The organism is Peptoniphilus lacrimalis DSM 7455 (assembly GCF_000378725.1).
In the GTDB taxonomy this organism is placed as follows: Bacteria; Bacillota; Clostridia; order Tissierellales; family Peptoniphilaceae; genus Peptoniphilus_A; species Peptoniphilus_A lacrimalis.
In genome coordinates this window covers 1-20,652 of record NZ_KB900377.1, presented here as the reverse complement: position 1 = coordinate 20,652, position 20,652 = coordinate 1, and the positions used below count along the sequence as shown (strand labels likewise).

The 20,652-nt window shown below is 30.0% G+C and carries 14 protein-coding genes, 1 rRNA gene and 1 other RNA gene; 15 read left to right on the top strand and 1 reads right to left on the bottom strand.

Annotation, left to right across the window (positions count from 1 at the left end):
* Window positions 1-132: 132 nt before the first annotated feature.
* From F594_RS09335 to F594_RS0108255, 7 genes are all read left to right on the top strand, one after another.
* Window positions 133-7,668 (top strand): S8 family serine peptidase, encoded by a 7,536-nt coding sequence (locus tag F594_RS09335; RefSeq protein WP_019035241.1) that lies wholly within the window; start codon window positions 133-135, stop codon window positions 7,666-7,668.
* Window positions 7,669-7,870: 202 nt separating this feature from the next.
* The gene (rplM, locus tag F594_RS0108280; RefSeq protein WP_004825858.1) at window positions 7,871-8,299 is read left to right on the top strand and encodes a 50S ribosomal protein L13; all 429 of its coding nucleotides are present in this window, start codon (window positions 7,871-7,873) and stop codon (window positions 8,297-8,299) included.
* A gap of 13 nt (window positions 8,300-8,312) precedes the next feature.
* Entirely contained in the window at window positions 8,313-8,702 is a 390-nt protein-coding gene (gene rpsI, locus F594_RS0108275) for a 30S ribosomal protein S9 (RefSeq protein WP_004826074.1), read from the top strand.
* 373 nt (window positions 8,703-9,075) lie between these two features.
* Window positions 9,076-12,501 (top strand): pyruvate carboxylase, encoded by a 3,426-nt coding sequence (locus tag F594_RS0108270; RefSeq protein WP_019035240.1) that lies wholly within the window; start codon window positions 9,076-9,078, stop codon window positions 12,499-12,501.
* A gap of 132 nt (window positions 12,502-12,633) precedes the next feature.
* Complete coding sequence (locus F594_RS0108265; RefSeq protein WP_019035239.1) at window positions 12,634-12,870, top strand: PspC domain-containing protein; 237 nt, start codon at window positions 12,634-12,636, stop codon at window positions 12,868-12,870.
* A gap of 79 nt (window positions 12,871-12,949) precedes the next feature.
* Window positions 12,950-13,459 (top strand): sigma-70 family RNA polymerase sigma factor, encoded by a 510-nt coding sequence (locus F594_RS0108260; RefSeq protein WP_026302327.1) that lies wholly within the window; start codon window positions 12,950-12,952, stop codon window positions 13,457-13,459.
* Between the two features lie 4 nt (window positions 13,460-13,463).
* Complete coding sequence (locus tag F594_RS0108255; RefSeq protein ID WP_026302326.1) at window positions 13,464-14,537, top strand: hypothetical protein; 1,074 nt, start codon at window positions 13,464-13,466, stop codon at window positions 14,535-14,537.
* 34 nt (window positions 14,538-14,571) lie between these two features.
* Here F594_RS0108255 and F594_RS0108250 read toward each other — a convergent pair whose 3' ends face one another.
* The gene (locus tag F594_RS0108250; RefSeq protein ID WP_019035236.1) at window positions 14,572-15,375 is read right to left on the bottom strand and encodes an NAD(+)/NADH kinase; all 804 of its coding nucleotides are present in this window, start codon (window positions 15,373-15,375) and stop codon (window positions 14,572-14,574) included.
* Between the two features lie 81 nt (window positions 15,376-15,456).
* On the opposite strand from F594_RS0108250, the gene F594_RS0108245 reads away from it, so the two are divergent.
* From F594_RS0108245 to F594_RS0108215, 8 genes are all read left to right on the top strand, one after another.
* Window positions 15,457-16,359 (top strand): RluA family pseudouridine synthase, encoded by a 903-nt coding sequence (locus F594_RS0108245; protein ID WP_026302325.1) that lies wholly within the window; start codon window positions 15,457-15,459, stop codon window positions 16,357-16,359.
* A 33-nt stretch (window positions 16,360-16,392) separates the two neighbouring features.
* A non-coding RNA gene (gene ssrS / locus F594_RS09570) (6S RNA) lies at window positions 16,393-16,573 on the top strand.
* 79 nt (window positions 16,574-16,652) lie between these two features.
* Window positions 16,653-17,213, top strand: coding sequence for a YtxH domain-containing protein (locus F594_RS0108240; protein WP_004826038.1), 561 nt, complete (start codon window positions 16,653-16,655; stop codon window positions 17,211-17,213).
* 9 nt (window positions 17,214-17,222) lie between these two features.
* Complete coding sequence (locus F594_RS0108235) at window positions 17,223-17,714, top strand: hypothetical protein (protein WP_004825844.1); 492 nt, start codon at window positions 17,223-17,225, stop codon at window positions 17,712-17,714.
* Window positions 17,715-17,847: 133 nt separating this feature from the next.
* Window positions 17,848-18,741 (top strand): diacylglycerol/lipid kinase family protein, encoded by an 894-nt coding sequence (locus F594_RS0108230; RefSeq protein WP_019035234.1) that lies wholly within the window; start codon window positions 17,848-17,850, stop codon window positions 18,739-18,741.
* Window positions 18,742-18,755: 14 nt separating this feature from the next.
* Complete coding sequence (locus tag F594_RS0108225) at window positions 18,756-19,769, top strand: LacI family DNA-binding transcriptional regulator (RefSeq protein WP_019035233.1); 1,014 nt, start codon at window positions 18,756-18,758, stop codon at window positions 19,767-19,769.
* Window positions 19,766-20,329 (top strand): LuxR C-terminal-related transcriptional regulator, encoded by a 564-nt coding sequence (locus tag F594_RS0108220; RefSeq protein ID WP_019035232.1) that lies wholly within the window; start codon window positions 19,766-19,768, stop codon window positions 20,327-20,329. The genes F594_RS0108225 and F594_RS0108220 overlap by 4 nt, the downstream gene beginning before the upstream one ends.
* Before the next feature lie 228 nt (window positions 20,330-20,557).
* Window positions 20,558-20,652: ribosomal RNA gene (locus F594_RS0108215) — 16S ribosomal RNA — on the top strand; the annotation flags it as partial.

The window sequence follows — 20,652 nt, the reverse complement described above, 5'->3', positions numbered from 1 at the left end:
AAGCTTTTAAATGTGAGATTTGCGTTTTTTTATAAATAATATGTCAAAAGATTACAAATAAAATGTAATTATTGATAACGATTATTAATTATGATAAAATGATAACGATTTTGCTAAATAAAGGAGGTATTCATGAAAAAATTAAATAAAATATTAGCAATTATTCTATTTACTGCTATTCTTTTTACGGATTTTATTCCAGTTCTTGCAATTAGCAAAAGTTCTGAGGATATAAGTAAAAAGCTAAGCGAAAATTTAATAAGATCAAAAAATGATGAATTTTTTGATGTAATAGTTAAATTAAAGAAGGAAGTAAATTCCCAAAGAATTAAAAATGATGTTAAAAATGCGAATGCAGAAAAATCTAAAGAGGAGTTACAAAAAGAAATCAGAAAAGAAATTGTAAATGAATCTAAAGAACTTGCAAAAAGCTCTCAAGCATCAATTTTAGAGATTTTGAAAAATGAAAAGAACAAGGGAAATGTGAAGTCTTACGAATCATTTTTTATAATTAACTGTGTAAATCTTGTAGCTAGAAAATCTGTAATAGTGGAGCTTGCAAAAAGAGATGATGTAGAAAAAATTATTGAAAATAAGGTCATTAAAGTAGAAAAGCCGGAAAAAAATGAAAAAATAAGAATGTCAAGATCTGTATATGATATGCATATTCCATGGAATTTAAAGGCTATTAATGCATATAAAGCTCAAAGATATACCAAAGATTGTAATAACGAAGTTGTTGTAGGAATTATTGATTCAGGAGTTGACTCTACTCACAGTGCAATAAGTAAAAATTACAGGGGAAATGATTCTTCTCTTGCAGCCTATTCATGGTATAACACTATTAATGGTAAGGATGGTTCACAAGAAAAACCCTATGATGACAGAGGACATGGAACTCATGTTTGCGGTACTATTTTAGGCTCAAAGGAAAATGCTTTGTTAGGGGTTGCACCAAAAGCAAAGTGGATTGGTGTAAAAGTTTTTGATCAAGACGGCGAAACAGATAATGTAAAACTATTAAAGGCTGGAGAATGGATTATGGCACCAAATGGTGATCCAACAAAGGCACCAAAAGTTGTAAATAATTCTTGGGGTGGAAATTCAAATGATGGATTTTTCCAAGAAATTGTTAAAAAATGGAGAGAAGCAGGAATCTTTCCTGTGTTTTCAGCTGGAAATGTTGGACCCTTTAATGATGGTGGAGATGATTCAATCGGTACTCCAGGGGCCTATCCTGAAAGTTATGCAGTTGGAGCAATAAGAAAAGATGAACATATTGCAAAGTTTTCTTTAAGAGGTAAGTCAAGTTATACAAATAAAATTAAGCCTGATATTGTTGCACCTGGAGTTAATATTTTATCTTGTATTCCTGGAGAAAAATATACAATTTATACTGGAACTTCTATGGCAGCTCCACACGTAACAGGTGTTATTGCTCTTATGCTTCAAGTTAATCCAAATTTAACTGTAGACCAAATTGAAAATATATTAAATGAAACTGCCCTTCCATTAAAAGATGAATATTACACAACAACACCAAACAATGGTTATGGTTATGGAAAAGTTAATGCTGTTAGTGCTGTTCAACTTGCAATGGGTCAAGAAAAAGGAAAAGACATTAAAAAGGATAATATAGCAATATTATCAGGTAGACTTCTTGCTCATGGGCAAGACACACAAGCGCCTGTAATTTCACACAATCCAATCAATAAAATTTTTACAACTTATAAAACAACATTTGATGTTGATGCCAAAGACAATACGGGAGTTAAATCTGTAAAACTTTTATTAGACTTAGGAAATGGTTATAAATCATACGATTTAGAACTAAAAAGAGGAAATAAAGTTGACGGCTATTATTCAACAAATATTCCTGTTGAAACTTTCAAAGGTCTATCTGCTGGAAAATATTACATTGAAGTTAGTGACATTAATGATAAAGTCACAAAAACTCCTGTCTATCCTTTTGAAGTTCAAAAAGGAATAGGGATTGGATATGTGAATGATTTTGAATCAGATATTTCTGGTTTTGATTTTGGTGGAGAGGCAAAACTTTTTAAATGGGGAAAGATTAAAAACGACGAAGCGAATAATAAAGTTATTGGAATAGAACCTTACGATAAGATTAGGGGAAACTCTATTGCTGTTATGCCGCCAATTGATTTGACAGGTGAAAATAGAAAGGCCGCTTTAACTTTTAAACATTGGTATGATTTAGGAAATTCTGAAAATGCATTTTTTGATACTGCAGAGATTTGGATTGCACAAGCAAAAGAAGATAGCGATCCAGATACATTGCAATGGAAATTAAAAAGAACTTATAAAAATTCTTCAAAAGGATGGACTAATGAATATATTGACTTATCAGAATATTCTGGCAAAAAAATTTGTATAATGTTCGGTTTTAGACCAAATGGTGAATGGAAAAGTGAAGGTAAAGGCTGGTATATTGATGACTTAAAAGTTGAAGAAGTATCAAAAGAAGTTCCTGAAAAGCCTAGCAAGTCTTTAAATTTACGTAATAAAAAAGATGGTAGAATAGTTTATTCATTTTCGCCTATAAAAAATGATAAAGTTACAGCATATGAACTTTATAGGTCGAAATCAGAAAATTCAGGTTTTGAATGTATAAAAACTGTTTTAAAGGGTGATAAAAATAATGGTTTCGGAAAATATTCTATAGATTTATCGGATACACCCAAGCCCCAAAAAGGAACTTACTACTATTATGCAGTTTCCAAAATTGGGGACAATAAAAGTGAACCATCTGAAATAAAATCAGTTACTTTCACAGAAGGTAAAGAATTTAAGAGTTTTGATTTTGAAAATGGAGAAGAAGGCTGGACAAGTTCAATAAATGGCGATGAAAAAAGTTTATGGGAATTTGGAAACTTAAAATATGGAGATCAATATAGTACACAATACAAAAAACCTATCGAAAAACAATCTTTAGGCAAAAATGACGGTATGAATATGTGGGCAACTAATATGAATGATTATAGGAGCCCTAAAACAAAATATGCACTTGTTTCTCCAAGTATGGACCTTTCAAGTTTATCAGATGGAACTCTTTATTATCAAAATTGGTTTGGTTCTAGTGGAAAAAGATATAGCGATGATTATGATACCTATAACCAAGATATAGGAGAAGTTTATTTTTCAAAAGATTCCGGCAAAACTTGGGAAAAATTTTACACACTTGATGAAAAAAATCTTGAAAAAGTTGGAATAAAAAATTCTTGGTTTACTAATAAAGTTGAAATTCCAAAAGATTATCTTGTGAAAGATTTTAAAGTTAAATTTTTACTTGACACAGGTAGTGATATGGGTTCATCAGCTCCGGAACAATCAGGCGGATGGTATATTGATGATGTTACTATTAACTCAAAAAATTTAGAGGATAAAAATATAGTTATTGATAAAAATCCAGCTCCTTTTAAACTTACAAATCTTGAGAGACCAGCTAGTGAAAATAAATCAGTTTTACCACTTTCTGGAAAGATTATTATTGCAGAACAGATTTCACTAGAAAAAGTTATAGCAACTGTTCAAACAGAACCAGGGACAGGTGCATTTTCTATTAAACTTCCAGTTGGTGATTATCTTATCGTAGGAAGTGCTGATGGATACAAAAATAGTGAGCATGATTATATAACATTAAAAAAAGATGGACTAAATAAGGATATATACCTTGAAAAAGCAGGAGGGGCTTCTGTTACTGTTAATCTTGAAGGTGAAAATTTTGAAAAATTTAAGGGATTAGGAAAAGTTACTCTTTATAAAAAAGGTGAAATTGCACCTATTGCTGAAAAAGAGGGTGTAAATGTTACATTTGAAAATTTATATCCAGGAGAGTATAAATTTATTGTAAATAGTGATGGATATAAAAAAATAGAACAAGATTTCACATTAGATGACCATAGTAGACCTTTTAATGCAAGACTTCATGAAAAGATCTTTCCACAAAAAGAATCAAGTGTTGGTTATACAGATGTAACTCCTTTAGAACTTGCCGGAATGGATTTAAAAAACAGGGCTTTTGCCAATAAAATTACAAATGACAAGATTGCACAGATAAAGGAAATTTCATACTTCATCACCAAAACAAAAGATGTTGATTTAAAAGGAAGTAAATACAGAATTTCTATTTATGACAAAAATGATGATGATGAACTTCCAGGTAAAATTCTGTTCTCAAAAGATTTAACTTTTGAAAAAGAGGGATGGAATAAAATTGATGTTTCTAATGTTCAAGTTTGGGGAGATTATTATATAGCTTTTACAAAGCTTGATGGTAATCTTGCTCTTGGAATAGATAATAATAAAGAAAATACAATGTCCTATCAAATGTTTAATGATGCTTGGGATGTGCCAGATACAAAGGGAACTTATATGATTGGTGCAAAAGTAGAAGAGTGTAGCGACAAGGAAAATAAGGAAAAATGCACTATATCATTTGATAAAGGTGATGGAAATGGCAACATGGCAGATGTTAAGGTAGAAAAAGGAAAAGAATATACTTTACCGAAATGCACATTCACAGCTCCAGAAGGCAAAGAATTTGAAGCTTGGGAAATTGAAAGTACAAAAAAACAAGCAAATGAATCTATTGTTGTAAATAAAGACACAAAGATAAAGGCTCTATGGAAAGATAAATTGCCAGAAAATAAAGAAAAACTTGAACCAATAAAACCTATACCTGCAAAAAATATGGCAGAACTTCCGAGTTACACACACTATATATCATATAAAGATGTAAATGCTGAAGAATATATAAATTCAATTGATAAGCTAATTGTAAGCCACGATGGAAAAGAAACAGTTGTTACTGAGAAAAATATAGTAGATGGAAAAGACTACCTTGAAGAACCGATCAAGAGATTGGTATTTAAATTTAGTTCAGGACTAGACAAGGACGACACAATTACAATTGTTTCAAACAAATACAAAAATGTTGTTATAAAAATAACTTATGCAAAAAATGCGAAAGATTCAATTTTATATGGTATAAGCTCATCTATTGAAGAACTAAAAGAAATGATTACTATTTCATTTGATAAAGGTGATGGAAATGGAAGCATGGCAGATGTAAAGGTAGAAAAAGGAAAAGAATATACTTTACCGGAATGCACATTTACCGCTCCAGAAGGCAAAGAATTTGAAGCTTGGGAAATTGAAGGCACAAAAAAACTAGCAAAAGAATCTATTGTTGTAGATAAAGACACAAAGATAAAGGCTCTATGGAAAGATAAATTGCCAGAAAATAAAGAAAAACTTGAACCAGTAATGCCATATCCTTTGATGGGTCAAACCAATGTAACAAATTTTGAACATTTTATCACTTATAAAAATGAAACTGAGTCTGATGAATATTTAAAATCTATTGAAAAAGTTATTGTAAAACATAAGGGAAAAACACAAGAAATTACAGGTGCAAAAGGAATTGATTCAACAGATTTTATGGGGAATGCAAATAAAAAATTAGCTTTCCCATTTAACTCAAAGCTTGATAAAGATGACACGATTACAATTATTTCTAGCAAGTATAAAAATGTTCTTATAAAAATATTAAATGTTGCAGACGTTGGCAATGACATTTATTATACACTTAGTGCAAATGTTGAAGGGCAAAAAATAGTGCGTATAATTCATTTTGATGCCAATGGTGGAACCAACAATATGAAAGATGTTGAGGTTGAAAATGGAACTATTTATTCATTGCCAGAATGCACAATAACTCCTCCAATAGGATATGAATTTAAGGCTTGGGAGTATTTGGGAGATGAAAGTGAAGTCGGTCATAAATATCAAATCAATAACGATGTGACTATTAAAGCTATATGGAAAAAAATAGCAACAAATAATATTACTATACACTATGATTCAAATGCCGGACAAGGTGAAATGCCAGATGAAAGTAAGCTTGAAAATGAAAAGTTTATTATTCCTGAAAGCAAATTTACACCACCACAAGGCAAGGAATTTGATGCATGGGAAATAAATGGTCAAAGAAAATATCCTGGAGAAGAATTAGTTTTGAGTGAAAATATTACACTTAAAGCACTTTGGACACAAAAGCTTGAAAAAACAAAAGACCCCGTAGAACCAATCTTAACAGAAGTTAAGTCAGATGACCCCTCATATACAAAAGAAAATTGTAAACATTTTATTGGATACAAAAAAGATGATAGGGCATATATTGATGCGATTAATCTTATAACAATAAAGCACGATGGTAAAATTATAAAAAAATATCTCCTTACAAAAGAGTATGGAAAATATGTAGTCTCAGATGGAATAGGAAAAACCAAAAAAGATATGACAAGTATTGTATTTAATTCTAACTTCTTCTTTAATAGGGATGATGAAATAATTATTTGTGCAAGAGGATATAAGGATTTAAGACTTCATATAGCATTAGCAGATGATAATTTCATGAATGCAATATACACGACAGAAATTATTTCAAGAGTAAAATTTGAAACATTTGATGGAAGTAAAGTAGATGATCAAGTAATAAAAGTTACTCCAATTTGGGCTGAAAATGTAAAAAAACCGAAGACAGATCCAACAAAAGATGGATATATTTTTAAGGGTTGGTATAAAGATAGTGCTTGCAAAGAAAATTTTGATTTTAATTCAAAAATTATAAGCGATACAAGTATTTATGCAAAATGGGAAAAAGAAATTAAAAAATTTACAATTTCATTTATAGGAAATGGTGGAACTGGCGAAATGAATACAATTGAAAAAGATAAAGACCAAAAGTATATTTTGCCTATATCTACTTTTATTCCTGCAGAGGGAAAAGAATTTGATGCATGGGAAATAAATGGTCAAAGAAAATCACCTGGGGAAGAAATTATAATTAATTCAGATACGCAGATAAAAGCTATTTGGAAGGATAAAATTCCAACTCCTGGACCAAAAGTGGAACCTGAGATTGAATTAAAACCAAGTCCAGAAATAAAACCTGAAAATAATGATGGTGGAAACAACAATAAAAATCATTATTTACCTTGGTCAAATGAATCTAAAGTTCAAAAAGACACTTCTAAAGTTAATAGTATTGTAAATAGCAGTGAAGAAAATAATAAATTTAGTGAAAATACTAAGACTGCCTATACTATACCAAAGGATGCTCAAAAGCATTGGGCAAAAGAAGCAATTGAATATTGTTTGTCTAAGGGCTATTTTAAAGATATAGTAAAAGACCAAAAATTCGAGCCTGAAAAACAAATAACAAGGGGAGAATTTATAACAGTTCTAGCTAGATTTGCAGGAGCAAAAGAATCAAATGCAAAAACATCTTTCACAGATATAGATAAAAATATGTATTATGCACCTTTTGTTGCTTGGGCTAAGGAAAATAATATTACAGCGGGTACGGGAAATGGAAAATTTTCACCTGATAAACCTATATCAAGAGCAGAGATGACGACTATGTTATATAGATTCTTAAAATCTATAAAAATAGATTTAAAGAGTTTGGATAAGAATATTGATTTTAAAGACAAAGATAAAATTCCGTCATGGGCTAAAGATGCCATTAAGGAAATGGTAGACTTTGGAATTTTAAATGGAAACGATGATGGAACATTTAACCCAATGGGAAAATTTAAACGTTGCCAAATGGCACAAATAACCTACAATTTGAGTAAATAAGATTATTTTAAATGAAATGAAGCTGTTAAGAAATTATTTTTATCAGCTTCATTTTTATTTGTTAAAAATTTTTTATAAATTTATATTATAAAATCAAACTTTTATGTAGATAAATCTTGACAAAATGCAGAAATTACCTTAAAATGTTCTAAGTGTTTAAAAAGCCCCGGAATATTTTTTAAATACTTTAGGAGGAAATACTTTGAAAAGCTACATGGCGAAAGCTAATGAAGTTGAAAGAAAATGGTATATTATTGATGCTGAGGATAAGGTATTGGGTAGACTTGCTACTGAAGTTGCAAGTATCTTAAAAGGAAAGAAAAAACCAATTTACACACCTCACGTTGATACTGGAGACTTTGTAATAATTATTAATGCAGAAAAAATAAAATTAACTGGAAACAAGTGGGACCAAAAGCTTCATATTTATCATACTGGATATCCAGGAGGAAGACGTGAAGTTAGTTACCAACAATTAAGGGAAAAAAGACCAGAAAAAATCATCGAACTTGCTGTTAAAGGCATGCTTCCAAAATCAAGACTTGGAAGAAAGATGTTTAAGAAATTAAAGGTATATAGCGGAGCGCAACATCCACATGCTGCTCAAATGCCTGAAGTTTATGAAATTTAATTGGAGGTAATATATGCAAACACAATACAGAGCAACTGGAAGACGTAAAACATCTATTGCCCAAGTTAGACTGTTAGCAGGCAGTGGTAATTTTACTATCAACGGTAGAGATATTAATGATTATTTTGATTATGAAACACTAAGAGAAGTTAGTAAATCACCTCTTGAATTAACAGATACTCTTGCATCTTTTGATGTAATTGTAAAAGTTAAGGGTGGTGGATTTACTGGACAAGCTGGCGCAGTTAGACATGGTGTTGCTAGAGCACTTCTAGAAGTTGATCCAGAATATAGGTCAGTTTTAAAAAAGGCTGGTTTCTTAACAAGAGATCCTCGTATGAAGGAAAGAAAGAAATACGGTCTTAAAAAAGCAAGACGTGCACCACAATTCTCAAAGAGATAATTTCAAAAAACACAAGAACAAAGCCTTGGAAAGCACCAACATTCCGAGGTTTTTTTATTTATGATAAGTTTTGGATTTTGATCTTAAATTTATTTAGTCAGTTTTAAGAAATTAATATTATTGCTTCATCTATTTATTTCTTGCGAAAAAGTAAATTAAAAAAAATTTGTGTCTTTTCATTGGTGTACCATTTGACAAAATATGTATTTTTATAAATTTGATTTAACTATATAGAAATTTTTTCTGTATAGTTTTTTTGTGTCTAGAATAATGTAACTAATTTTAAAGAATATGTTATAATAATTATAAATATTTTTGTAGAATTTATAATTTTGTTGTATAATTGATTTCAAAATATAATGGAGGGTAGAAGATGAAAAAATTTAAAAGAGTCATGGTTGCCAACCGTGGTGAAATTGCAATTCGTGTTTTTCGTGCTTTGAGAGAACTTGGCATAAGAAGTGTTGCAATTTATTCAAAAGAAGATCAGCTATCTTTATTTAGAACTAAGGCTGATGAATCCTACTTAATAGGAAAAGATAAATCACCATTAGGTGCATACTTAGATATAGATGAAATTATTAAGCTTGCCAAGGCTAAGGCGGTTGATGCTATCCATCCAGGTTATGGATTTTTAGCTGAAAATGCTGAATTCGCAGCTAAATGTGAAAAAGAAGGAATAACATTTATCGGACCAAGCTCTAGTGCTATGGAAGCTTTAGGAGATAAAATAAAATCAAAAATTGTTGCAAATAATGCCAAAGTGCCAACGATTCCTGGTATTCAAAAACCAATTGAAAATGATGAACAAGCTAAGGATTTTGCAAAAGAAGCGGGATACCCTGTTATTATTAAAGCCTCTTTCGGCGGCGGTGGTCGTGGAATGAGAGTTGTCAATAATGAAAAAGAATTGATTGAAAAACTTCATTCTGCTAAAAGTGAAGCTAAACAAGCTTTTGGAAATGATGCAATTTTTATAGAAAAATATTTGGAAAAGCCAAAACATATTGAAGTTCAAATTTTAGGAGATAAATTTGGTAATATTGTTCATCTTTTTGAAAGAGATTGTTCTATTCAAAGACGTCATCAAAAAGTTATAGAATTTACTCCTGCCTTTTCTTTACCTAAAAATGTAAGGGAAAGCATATGTCAAGATGCTCTAAAAATTGCAAATTCTATAGGATATACAAATGCTGGAACTGTAGAATTTTTAGTCGACAAAAATCTCAACCATTATTTCATAGAAGTTAATCCAAGGATTCAAGTTGAACATACGGTTACGGAAATGTGCACAGATATTGATCTTGTTCAATCACAAATTTTAGTTGCACAAGGTTATCCATTAAATTCAAAAGAAATTGGTATAGAATCTCAAGAATCCATAAAACATAGAGGATTTGCCATCCAATGTCGTGTTACAACTGAAGACCCTCTTAATAACTTTATGCCTGATACTGGCCATATTAGTTTATATAGATCATCTTCAGGATATGGAGTAAGACTTGATGGTGGTAATGGATTTACAGGAGCAGTAATTTCACCATATTATGATTCTCTTCTTGTAAAAGTAATAACTCATGCAAGAACATGGTCAGATACAATTAGAAAGGCTGTAAGGTCTTTATCTGAACTTAAAGTTGGTGGAGTTAAAACTAATATAGGATTTTTATTAAATGTTTTAAATACAGATGAATTTTTAAAAGGGACTTGTGATACAGGATTTATAGAAGAACACCCTGAACTTTTCCAAATAAAGACTAAAAAAGATAAGGAACTGCAATTAATGAAACTTATTGGTAATATTGTAGTAAATGATCCCAATAAAATACAAAAACATTTTGATGTTCCGCAAGTTCCAAAATTTGAAAGAAAATCCTTCAGAGGAACAAAACAAATTTTAGATGAAGAAGGTCCAGATGGTCTAGTTAAATGGATTAAATCTCAAAAGAAACTTCTTCTGACAGATACAACTATGCGTGATGCTCATCAATCACTTATGGCAACAAGGGTTAGAACAATTGACCTTGTAAAGATTGCTGAAGCTACAAATTATAATATGCCTGATTTATTTTCTATAGAAATGTGGGGCGGAGCTACTTTTGATGTAGCTTACAGATTTTTGCACGAAGATCCATGGCAAAGACTTGAAATCTTAAGAGAAAAGATGCCTAATATGCTTTTACAAATGTTAGTGCGTGGCAATAATACAGTAGGTTATAAAAATTATCCAGATAATGTTGTAAAATCTTTTATTAAGGAATCAGCTAAAGCAGGTATTGATGTTTTTAGAATTTTTGATGCTCTAAATTGGTTGCCGGGTATGCAACTCTCCATTGAAGAAACTTTAAAAAATGGAAAGATTGCAGAAGCTACAATGTGTTATACTGGTGATATTTTAGATGAAACTAAGGATAAATATAATTTAGCTTATTATGTAAATTTAGCCAAAGAACTAGAAAAAACTGGAGCTCAAATTTTAGGAATTAAAGATATGTCAGGACTTTTAAAACCTTATGCAGCAAAAAAATTAATTAAGGCATTAAAAAATGAAATTGGAATTCCTGTTCATCTTCACACTCATGACACAACAGGTAATGGTGTCGCTACAATTCTTATGGCGGCTGAAGCAGGAGTTGATATAGCTGATACGGCAGTTGATTCTATGAGCGGTTTGACATCTCAAGCAGCTTTAAATTCTGTGGTAGCAGCTCTTGAAAATACTGATAGAGATACTGGCATGAATATTGAAAAAGTTGAAGAAATTTCTAAATATTGGGAAGCAGTAAGACCTGTTTATGCTAATTTTGAATCAGATTTAAAATCTGGAACAACTGAAATTTACAGGTATGAAATTCCTGGTGGTCAATATTCAAACCTTAAGCCACAAGTAGAAAGCTTTGGTCTTGGACATAAGTTTAAAGAAGTAAAAGAAATGTATAAGGAAGTTAACCAAATGGTAGGAGATATTATAAAAGTAACTCCATCTTCAAAAATGGTTGGCGACATGGCAATCTTCATGGTACAAAATGGACTAACTAAGGACAATATTTATGAAAAAGGAAAAAATCTTGACTATCCTGATTCAGTAAGAACTTATTTTAAGGGTATGATGGGTCAACCTTATGGTGAATTTCCTAAAGAATTGCAAAAATTAGTGTTAAAAGGAGAAGAACCTATCACAGTAAGACCCGGTGAATTATTGGCTGATGAAGATTTCCAAGCTGTTAAGAAACATCTAGAAGAAAAAGGTATGGAAGCAAGTGATAGAAATGCCGTATCCTATACTCTTTATCCTAAGGTTATTGATGATTATATTGATTATGTAAAAGAAAATGGCGATGTTTCAGGAATAGGTTCAGATGTATTTTTCCATGGTTTGATGGAAGGAGAAACTGCTGAAATTTCTATTGATGAGGGTAAAAATTTAATTGTTACTCTTATTGAAGTAGGCAAATTACTAGATGATGGAACTAGAAATCTTACTTTTGAAATCAACGGAAACAGAAGAACAATAAATCTTGAAGATAAAACTGCTACTGTAACATCAAAAGCTAGAAGTCAAACTTTATTTGCTGATAAGAACAATGAAAAAGAAGTTGGTTCTTCAATTCCAGGACAAATTGTTAAAATAAATGTTAAAGTTGGAGATAAAGTTAAAGCAGGAGATACCTTATTTATAGCTGAGGCTATGAAGATGGAAGCAAATGTTGTTGCAAACATTGATGGAACTGTTAAGGAAATTTTTGTTGAAGTTAATGATGCTGTAGAAAATGGTCAACTTTTATTGACTTTTGAATAAAATTATAATGAGTTTAAAAATTTAATTTTATTATTCAATAGTTGGGTATAAATCTTAGGTAAATTTTAATATTAAGTTTAGAAAAAGTTAAGAAATATAATTTATTGTATAAATAAAAGATGGGGGTGTAAGATGAAAAAATTATATAGGTCAAGGGATAATAAAGTTCTTGCTGGAATTTGTGGAGGCTTAGCTGAATATTTTGAAGTAGATGTATCTATTGTAAGGCTTGTAACTTTAGCCTTAGTTTTACTAGGCGGTGTAAGTATATGGATATATATTATAGCGATTTTTCTTATACCTTTAGAACCTGAAAATTATCATAAAGGTTACTATGATGAAAATAATAATGACAAAGATTTTTATTAAAAGATTCCTCAGATTTATTCTGAGGATTTTTTATTGCCTAAATTTAAGAGTTTATACGAATATATTAATAGGTGAGAAAATGAATGAAAAAGAAATAATAAGAGGATTAAAGAGGAAGGATGAGCGAATTTTATCAGCTTTTATTGAAGAATATGCCGGGTTAATGAAAAATGTTATAAGTGACAGGCTGAAAGTTTTTCCAAATATAAGGGAAGAAGTTTTAAATGATTCTATATTTGCGGTATGGGAAAATATAAATTCTTATAATGAAAAAAAGTCTTCTTTTAAAAATTGGTGTGCAAGTATTGCCAGATATAAGGCTATAGATGCACTGAGAAAAGAATTAAGGCACAAATCTTGTGAGCTTGATGACAATCTTCATATAAAAGATGATAGGATTTTAAATCTTTTACTGATTGAAGAAATTTTTAATTATTTATCAGCAGAAGATAAGATGATTTTTGAAAAAATTTTTTTGGAGGGAAGAACTTATGATGAATTATCAAATGAGCTTTCTGTAAGCAAGGATGTCCTTTATTCGAGAGTAAAAAGAGCAAGGAAGAATTTAAAAGATGAATTTGAAAGGTGATTATATGAATAAAAAAGAAATTTATGGGCTTTTAAATGAAGTGAATACTGTGTATAAAGAACAAAAATTAACTTATGAAGAAAACATAAAACTTGAAAGAAAAATCAAGGAAAAAATCCACTCAAATAAAAAATTTAATTTTAGAAAAGTTGGAGCAATAGCAGCAGGTATATTTATTTTTGGGTCTTTTGTTTTTGCATCTAATGAAAAAATTAATGCCTATGTTGAAGAATTTTTTACAGATAAAAAAATTAGTCTTTCTGATGCCGGTGATTTGTCTAAAGATATAGAAGCAAATGTGGTTGAGCTTCATAAACCTATTAATTTTAAAAAAGCGTCTTTTATGATCGAAAATATTTTAACTGATGGCAGATTTATATACTTAAATCTAATTTATCCTCAAAAATACGAAAATGAAATTTATATACCAAGCTCTTTAAAAATAAACGGGGTTGAATATTGCCCTGAATCTACATCTGTTAAACCAGATAAAATTGAAAACAATTTGATCAGTGCCTATTCAGAAATTCTTTTGGATAAAGAAATACCTTCTAATGTAGATTTAGATATAATTCTAGGATATGATAAATTTGATGATTCAAGTGACAGAAATTATATTGAAGTAAAAGTTCCTAAGGAAAAATCTCAGATAAACCAAAGAGTTTTCTTGGAAAATTACTATATTGATAAGGACAAGAAATATAGAATTTTAAAGGCTAAAATAAATAAAGTTAAGGCGATTATCGAAATAGACCAACCGATCATTAAAATTTGGGGTAATAAAAAGACGGTAGATTATTATGTGAAAGGAAAAAATTCTAAGGGTCAAACTTTAATATTTGATTTGAACCAAGGAAAATCAGTAGATGGTTTATATAAGTGCATATATGAATTTATTGATAAAAATTGTAAGGGAACACCCTATAAAAGTGATATAAGTTTGGATGATCTTTATAATTCTAAAGATATTTTCAAAATGAATTTAATAAGAGTTGAAGGCAAAAGAGAAAAAGGAAAAATAATTAATAAGAAAGAAAAAATTATAGGAAAAACTTTTGACTTAGATTTATCGAAATAAGAAAAACGGGTAGATTGTTGTGTCTACTCGTTTTTTATAGGAATTTATCTTTTAATTTCTCCCAATAAGAATTTTCAGAAAATAACAATTTCGTAATGCACTTATCAGACAAACTAAAATTAACCCTCTGTAGGTTAGCATAAAAATTTTCTACTCCATCAATTAATAAGAGATTAGCATTAGCATATCTCTTCTCAACAACTAGAGATAGGCTGTGAGATCCTGGTACAATAATTGATGAAGCTAAAGATCTATATGCAGCTGAATTTACTGGTGAAATAGGGGTCATCTGTAAAACATCAAGCGAAGGATGAACTATAGAACCACCACTTGAAAAATTGTAAGCAGTTGAACCGGAAGGAGTGGAAATTAAAAGCCCATCACCGGAAAATTTTTCTAAGTGATTTCTATCTATAAAAACATTCATGTGTATCAGTTTAGAATGACTTGCCTTCAAAACCATTTCATTTATTCCATATTGAACATAGGTCTTATTTTTTGTAAAAATTTCCGCCTTTAAAAGTTTAATTGTAGTTTCTTTATAATTTTTTTCTTCATAAGCATCTAAAAAACTGTCAATGTCTTCGGGAAGAATTTCTTGGTAAAAACCTAGATGACCCGTATTAATTCCTACAAAAGCAATCTTAGGAAAATTATTCCTATGAATAGCTTTTAGAAAAGAACCATCACCACCAACACAAACACATAAGGATGCATCGTTTCTAAAACCATAAAAAGGTTTAAAACCTCTAATGGAAAGAGAATTATAAAGTTTTTGTGCAATTCTTTTTGAATGATAATTTGCGTTAGTAATAATACTTATAATGCCTTCTGTCATATTTTAACCTCACTTGAAATTCTTTTTACTATTTATTATTATAAACTAAGATTAATTGTAAAACTAGAAAAAGAGGAAAAAATGGAAAAATTAAATCCATACGAATTTTTAGAATTCATAGTTACAGACGAGAAAATAAAATCAAGAAAATTTTTGGAAAAAATGGATATATCCTCAAGGCATATCAGAAGAGCTTGCAGAGAAAATAGCATATATGTCAATGGCAAAAGAACTTTTGAGAATATAGAAGTAAAAAAAGGAGATTCTGTTGCAATCAAATTTCCTGATGAAAGTTTAAATGCCCTTTGTCAATATAAGGATATAGACATATGTTATGAAGATTATGATTTATTGATAGTAAATAAAGAATATAACTGTGTTACTCATACAGCAAAGGATGATTCCCAAGATACTCTTCTAAACTATCTAGCCGCTTATTTTGAAAAAAACAATATTAAAAGAAAAGTTAGATTTGTAAATAGGCTTGATAGAGATACATCCGGTCTTATTATAGTTGCAAAAAATTCTTATGCCCACGCAAAAATAATGGATGAATTTTCAAATAATCAAGTAGATAAAATATATTTGGCGATTTGTAGAGGAGATTTTAAAGAAAAACAAGGAGAAATTGTAAAGAAAATATCACTTTGCCAAGATGGGATAAGAAGAGAAGTAGATGATGATAATGGTAAATATGCAAAAACAAAATACCAAGTATTAAAAGATAATAAAAAATTAGCATTAGTTAAACTCAAACTATTTACAGGAAGGACTCATCAGATAAGAGTGCATCTAAAAAGTATAGGGCATCCAATAATTGGTGACAAACTATATAATGACAGTAATGAGGAACAAAATTTATTGGATAGGCAAGCTTTACACAGTTATAGTTTAAGTTTTAAGCTGCCAAGAACAGGTGAGTTAAAAACTTTTACTGCAAAACTTTCCGATGATATGGATATGCTAAATAACGAAATTTCTTGAAATTTTAGCTGAATTATTGTATAATTTACTAAAAGATATCTGCGGTGTACGTGTTAGTTCCAGTTAATTCAACCGACAAATCAGACACGGGAAACTGTGTTTAAGGTCCTATGGCAAGCCTCCTTAGAGTGGAAGTCAGAATACCTTAATAAGTTACCCACCTTATTTTTAGGGCGGGTCTGAATTAATGGGCAAGCGGCATTGCGGATTTTTTTTAAAAATATTGCATTAATTGATTATTACCTATATAAAAAGGGTAAATACATATCAATTACAGACAAAGGAGATAATTTATGGGATTATTTGATTATTTAGAAGAAAAAAAACGCCAAGCAGTAAGAAGAAGACAATTAAAGGAAGCATCAAAAATACTTACAGGTGCAGCACTTGGAATTTTAGGCGGAATTTTATTTGCTCCACAAGAAGGTAAAAAGACAAGAGAAGATATTGCTAATAAATCAAAAGATTTAGCTGATTCTGCAGTTAATGTTGCTAAAGATACAGCTGATACAATACAATTTAAAGCATATCAAGCTTCTGACCAAGTTAAAAAAACATATGCTGATTTAAAAGATAATATAGCTATTAAAAAAGACCAACTTGATGATAATGTTGAAGTTGCAAAAGCAAAAGCAAAAGCTATTGGTGAAATTGTAAAATCTGGAGCAAGTGAACTCAAAGAAGACGTAAAAAATACAACCAAAGAAGTTAAAAAAACTGCTGAAGATGTAAAAGAAGATGTCAAAGAAGGAGCAAAAAATATAAAAGAAGAAGCAGAAAAGTCTAAAGATAAGGCAAAAGAAACAGTTAAGGAAACAAAAGATAAGGTGGAAAAAGAAGCAAACAAGAAGTGAGGTTTTTAGATGAATCAAGCATTTACTCTTAGTGATTTATTAACTTTTTTTCTTTCTGTAGCCGGAATTTTAGTCTTAGTTGCACTATTTTTAACATTGCTTAAAGTTTTTAAAATTTTAAAAAGTGTAAGTGAAGTTTTGGAAAAAAATCGTGAAGAAATTGACACCACCATAAGTTCACTACCGGAAGTGATGGAAAATGTAAATGGAATCACAAAAAATGTCAATAAAATTACTGATGATGCTACAGAACTTGTGGACAATTCAAAACCTGAAATTGCTAAGGTAATGGGTGCAGTAGGTAATGTATCAGATACTGTAAACGGAATTGCAAGAAAAGTAGATACCACAAGCCTTAAGGTTACAAATACAGTAAATAATGTATCAGATGTAGTTTCAGATACAGCGAAGACAGTTTCTTTAAATGTAGATAATGTAATTGACTACTTTTACATTTTTAAAGAAATTGTTGCAACATTAAAAGATGTATTATTGAAATGATTATTGTAAATATTTAATTAATAAATAGGGGAAGACGATTCGTCTTCTCTATTTATTTGAAATTAAACTTATTAATTAATCTTTTACTTAAGCCTTTAATATAGTATAATACACTTAAATATTGGAGGGAATTATGAAAAAAATAAAAATAATTGCCAATCCCAATGCAGGTAGGGAATCAGCTTTAACAAAAGTATTACAATTAGTGAAGTTACTTAGTAAAGACAAGTGTCAAATAATTCTTCAATTTACCCATGAAGAAAAAGACTCTACAAAATTTGCCATGAATGATGATGGTGAAGATTTAGTAGTTTGTTGTGGAGGAGATGGGACTGTCAACGGTGTTGTAAATGGATTATACAGATCGGAAAGGAGAAAACCTCTAGCTATACTTCAATGTGGTACAGTAAACGATTTCGCAAATTCAATCAAATTACCAACAAACATAAATGATTTTTATAAAATGATAAAAAATGGAAAGACTTTAGATGTTGACTTAGGACAGGCAAATGACAGAGTCTTTGTTAATGTTGCAGCAGGAGGTCTTTTAACTGAAATCGCTTATACAACAAGTGAGGACAAAAAACAAGTCTTAGGTTCAATGGCATATTATATAGATGGAGCCAAAGAGCTTTTAAAAGGTGAAATGTTTAAACCTGAAAATTTATTAAACATAAAAATAAAATCAGAAGACCTAGAAAAAGAAGAAAAAGTTTCAGTTTTTATAATAGCAAATTCTCCTTCTGTCGGCGGATTTAAAAGAATGGCACCGGCTGCTGAAGTAAGCGATGGATATTTAGATGTTATATTTATAAAAGGGATGGAATTCTTTGATATACCAGAATTTGTAAGAGCTTTATTAAATGGTAATCATGTTGACCATAATAAGGTTATATATTTAAAGACAAAAGATATTGAAATTACAAGCGATAAAGATATAGTCGTAGATTTAGATGGAGAAAGAGCCGGAAGGCTACCGATGAGATTCAAAATTTTAGAAAAGGCACTAACAGTTTTGATAGTTTAATAAGAGGAGGAAATATGACATCAACAATAAAAGACGTAGCAAAAATGGCTGATGTTTCAATCTCAACAGTTTCAAGGGTTATAAATGACTCGAAACCAGTAAGCCCTGAAGCCAGAAGAAGAGTGCTTCACGCTATAGATGTTTTAGACTATAAGCCAAATGAAGTTGCTCGAAGCCTAGTAACCAAAAAGTCAAACCTAATAGGAGTCATCGTAGAAGATATAGGATTAAATTTTATAAGTAGAATTTTACAAGGCTTAGAAGAAGTAGGGAAAATGTATAATTATGATATATTATTATCGTCTTCCTATAAAGATCTAAAAACAGAAGTAAAATTTGCAAATCTATTATTACAAAAGCAAGTAGAAGGAATAATAGTAGTATCAAATATGCAAAACCCTAAGTTGGAGTATAAATTAGAAGAAGCAAAAATACCACATGTCCTAATAAATAATTTCTACCAAGTGGAAAAATTTCAAGCATCAATTGATTTTGAAAAAGCATCAAAAAACATGGTCGAACTTCTAATGAAAAAAGGTCATAAGAAAATAGCTTCATTAGCTGTAAAAAAAGATATAGATAGAACTTTAGAGAGATTTAAAGTTAAGGGCTATGAAAAAGCTATGGAAGAACATAATCTTAAAAAAGTACAATTATTTGTTGATGGATGGCAATCAGAAAACATTGAAAAAGAAAAAGAAAAAATCATAAAGACAATAAAAGAAGAAAATATTACAGCAATATTTACAACATATGACACTCTAGCTATAAATCTTATAAATGTCCTATATGATAATGGCATAAAAGTTCCAGAAGATGTATCTGTTACAGGATTTGGAGGAGGATATCTATCAAGTATCTATAGACCAAGACTTACAACAGTAAAAATGCCCTACTATGACATAGGGGCAATCTCCATAAGACAAATTTTAAAAACAATCTCCAACAAAGAAAAAGAAATCAAGGGAGAGGGAGTACTATTACCAATAAGGATACTTGAAAGAGAAAGCGTAAAAGAAATAAAATGAAAAAGGCCATAATTCTCAATATAAAAAAAGATATATTTAGAAAAGGTCTTACCAAAATATTAGAAGATAAATATATAGTAAAAACTAAAAATGAAGAAAAAGCTGATCTGATAATAAGCTCAGGTAAAATAAATGATAAAAGCTTAAGTAAAGTTATATATGTTAGAGAAAAAGAAGACACAATAATAAGTAAATCCTATTCGCAAATAACATATGACATCACAGAAGATGAACTATTAAAATGCATAGATGAAAATATGCAAGGCTTAATATATATAGAAAAAAGTTTAGAATCAAAAATAAATAAAGAATTAGAAATTGAAATATTATATAGAGAATTAAGCTCAAGAGATAAAACACTAATAGAAAAAATAGTTGAAGAAAAAACAAACATAGAAATAGGCAGAGAGTTATACCTGAGTGAAAAGACAGTAAAGAACTGTCTAACAGTTTTATACAGAAGATTAGAATTAAAAAATAGAGATGAAATTAAAAAAACTTTTAAAAATTTATTGACAAGAGATTTAAATGATGTTAATATATACAAGTCGCAAGAGTGAATGTCTTGTAACAGTAAAAACCTCATATAGTTACTGTAAAATAATTTCAAAAAACTTGAAAAAATACTTGACAGAAACGTAAGAGGGATATATAATAAAAAAGCTACTTCAAAAGTAGCCAAGAAACATGATAATTAAATAGTGTAAGAATAAATCACAAAGCAGTTCGAAAGAACAAAGAAACCAGAATTCGTAAATCAGAAATGATTTTTTGAGTTAGACAAATTTTTAATTGAGAGTTTGATCCTGGCTCAGGACGAACGCTGGCGGCGCGCTTAACACATGCAAGTCGAGCGATGAAATCTTAACAGAACCCTTCGGGG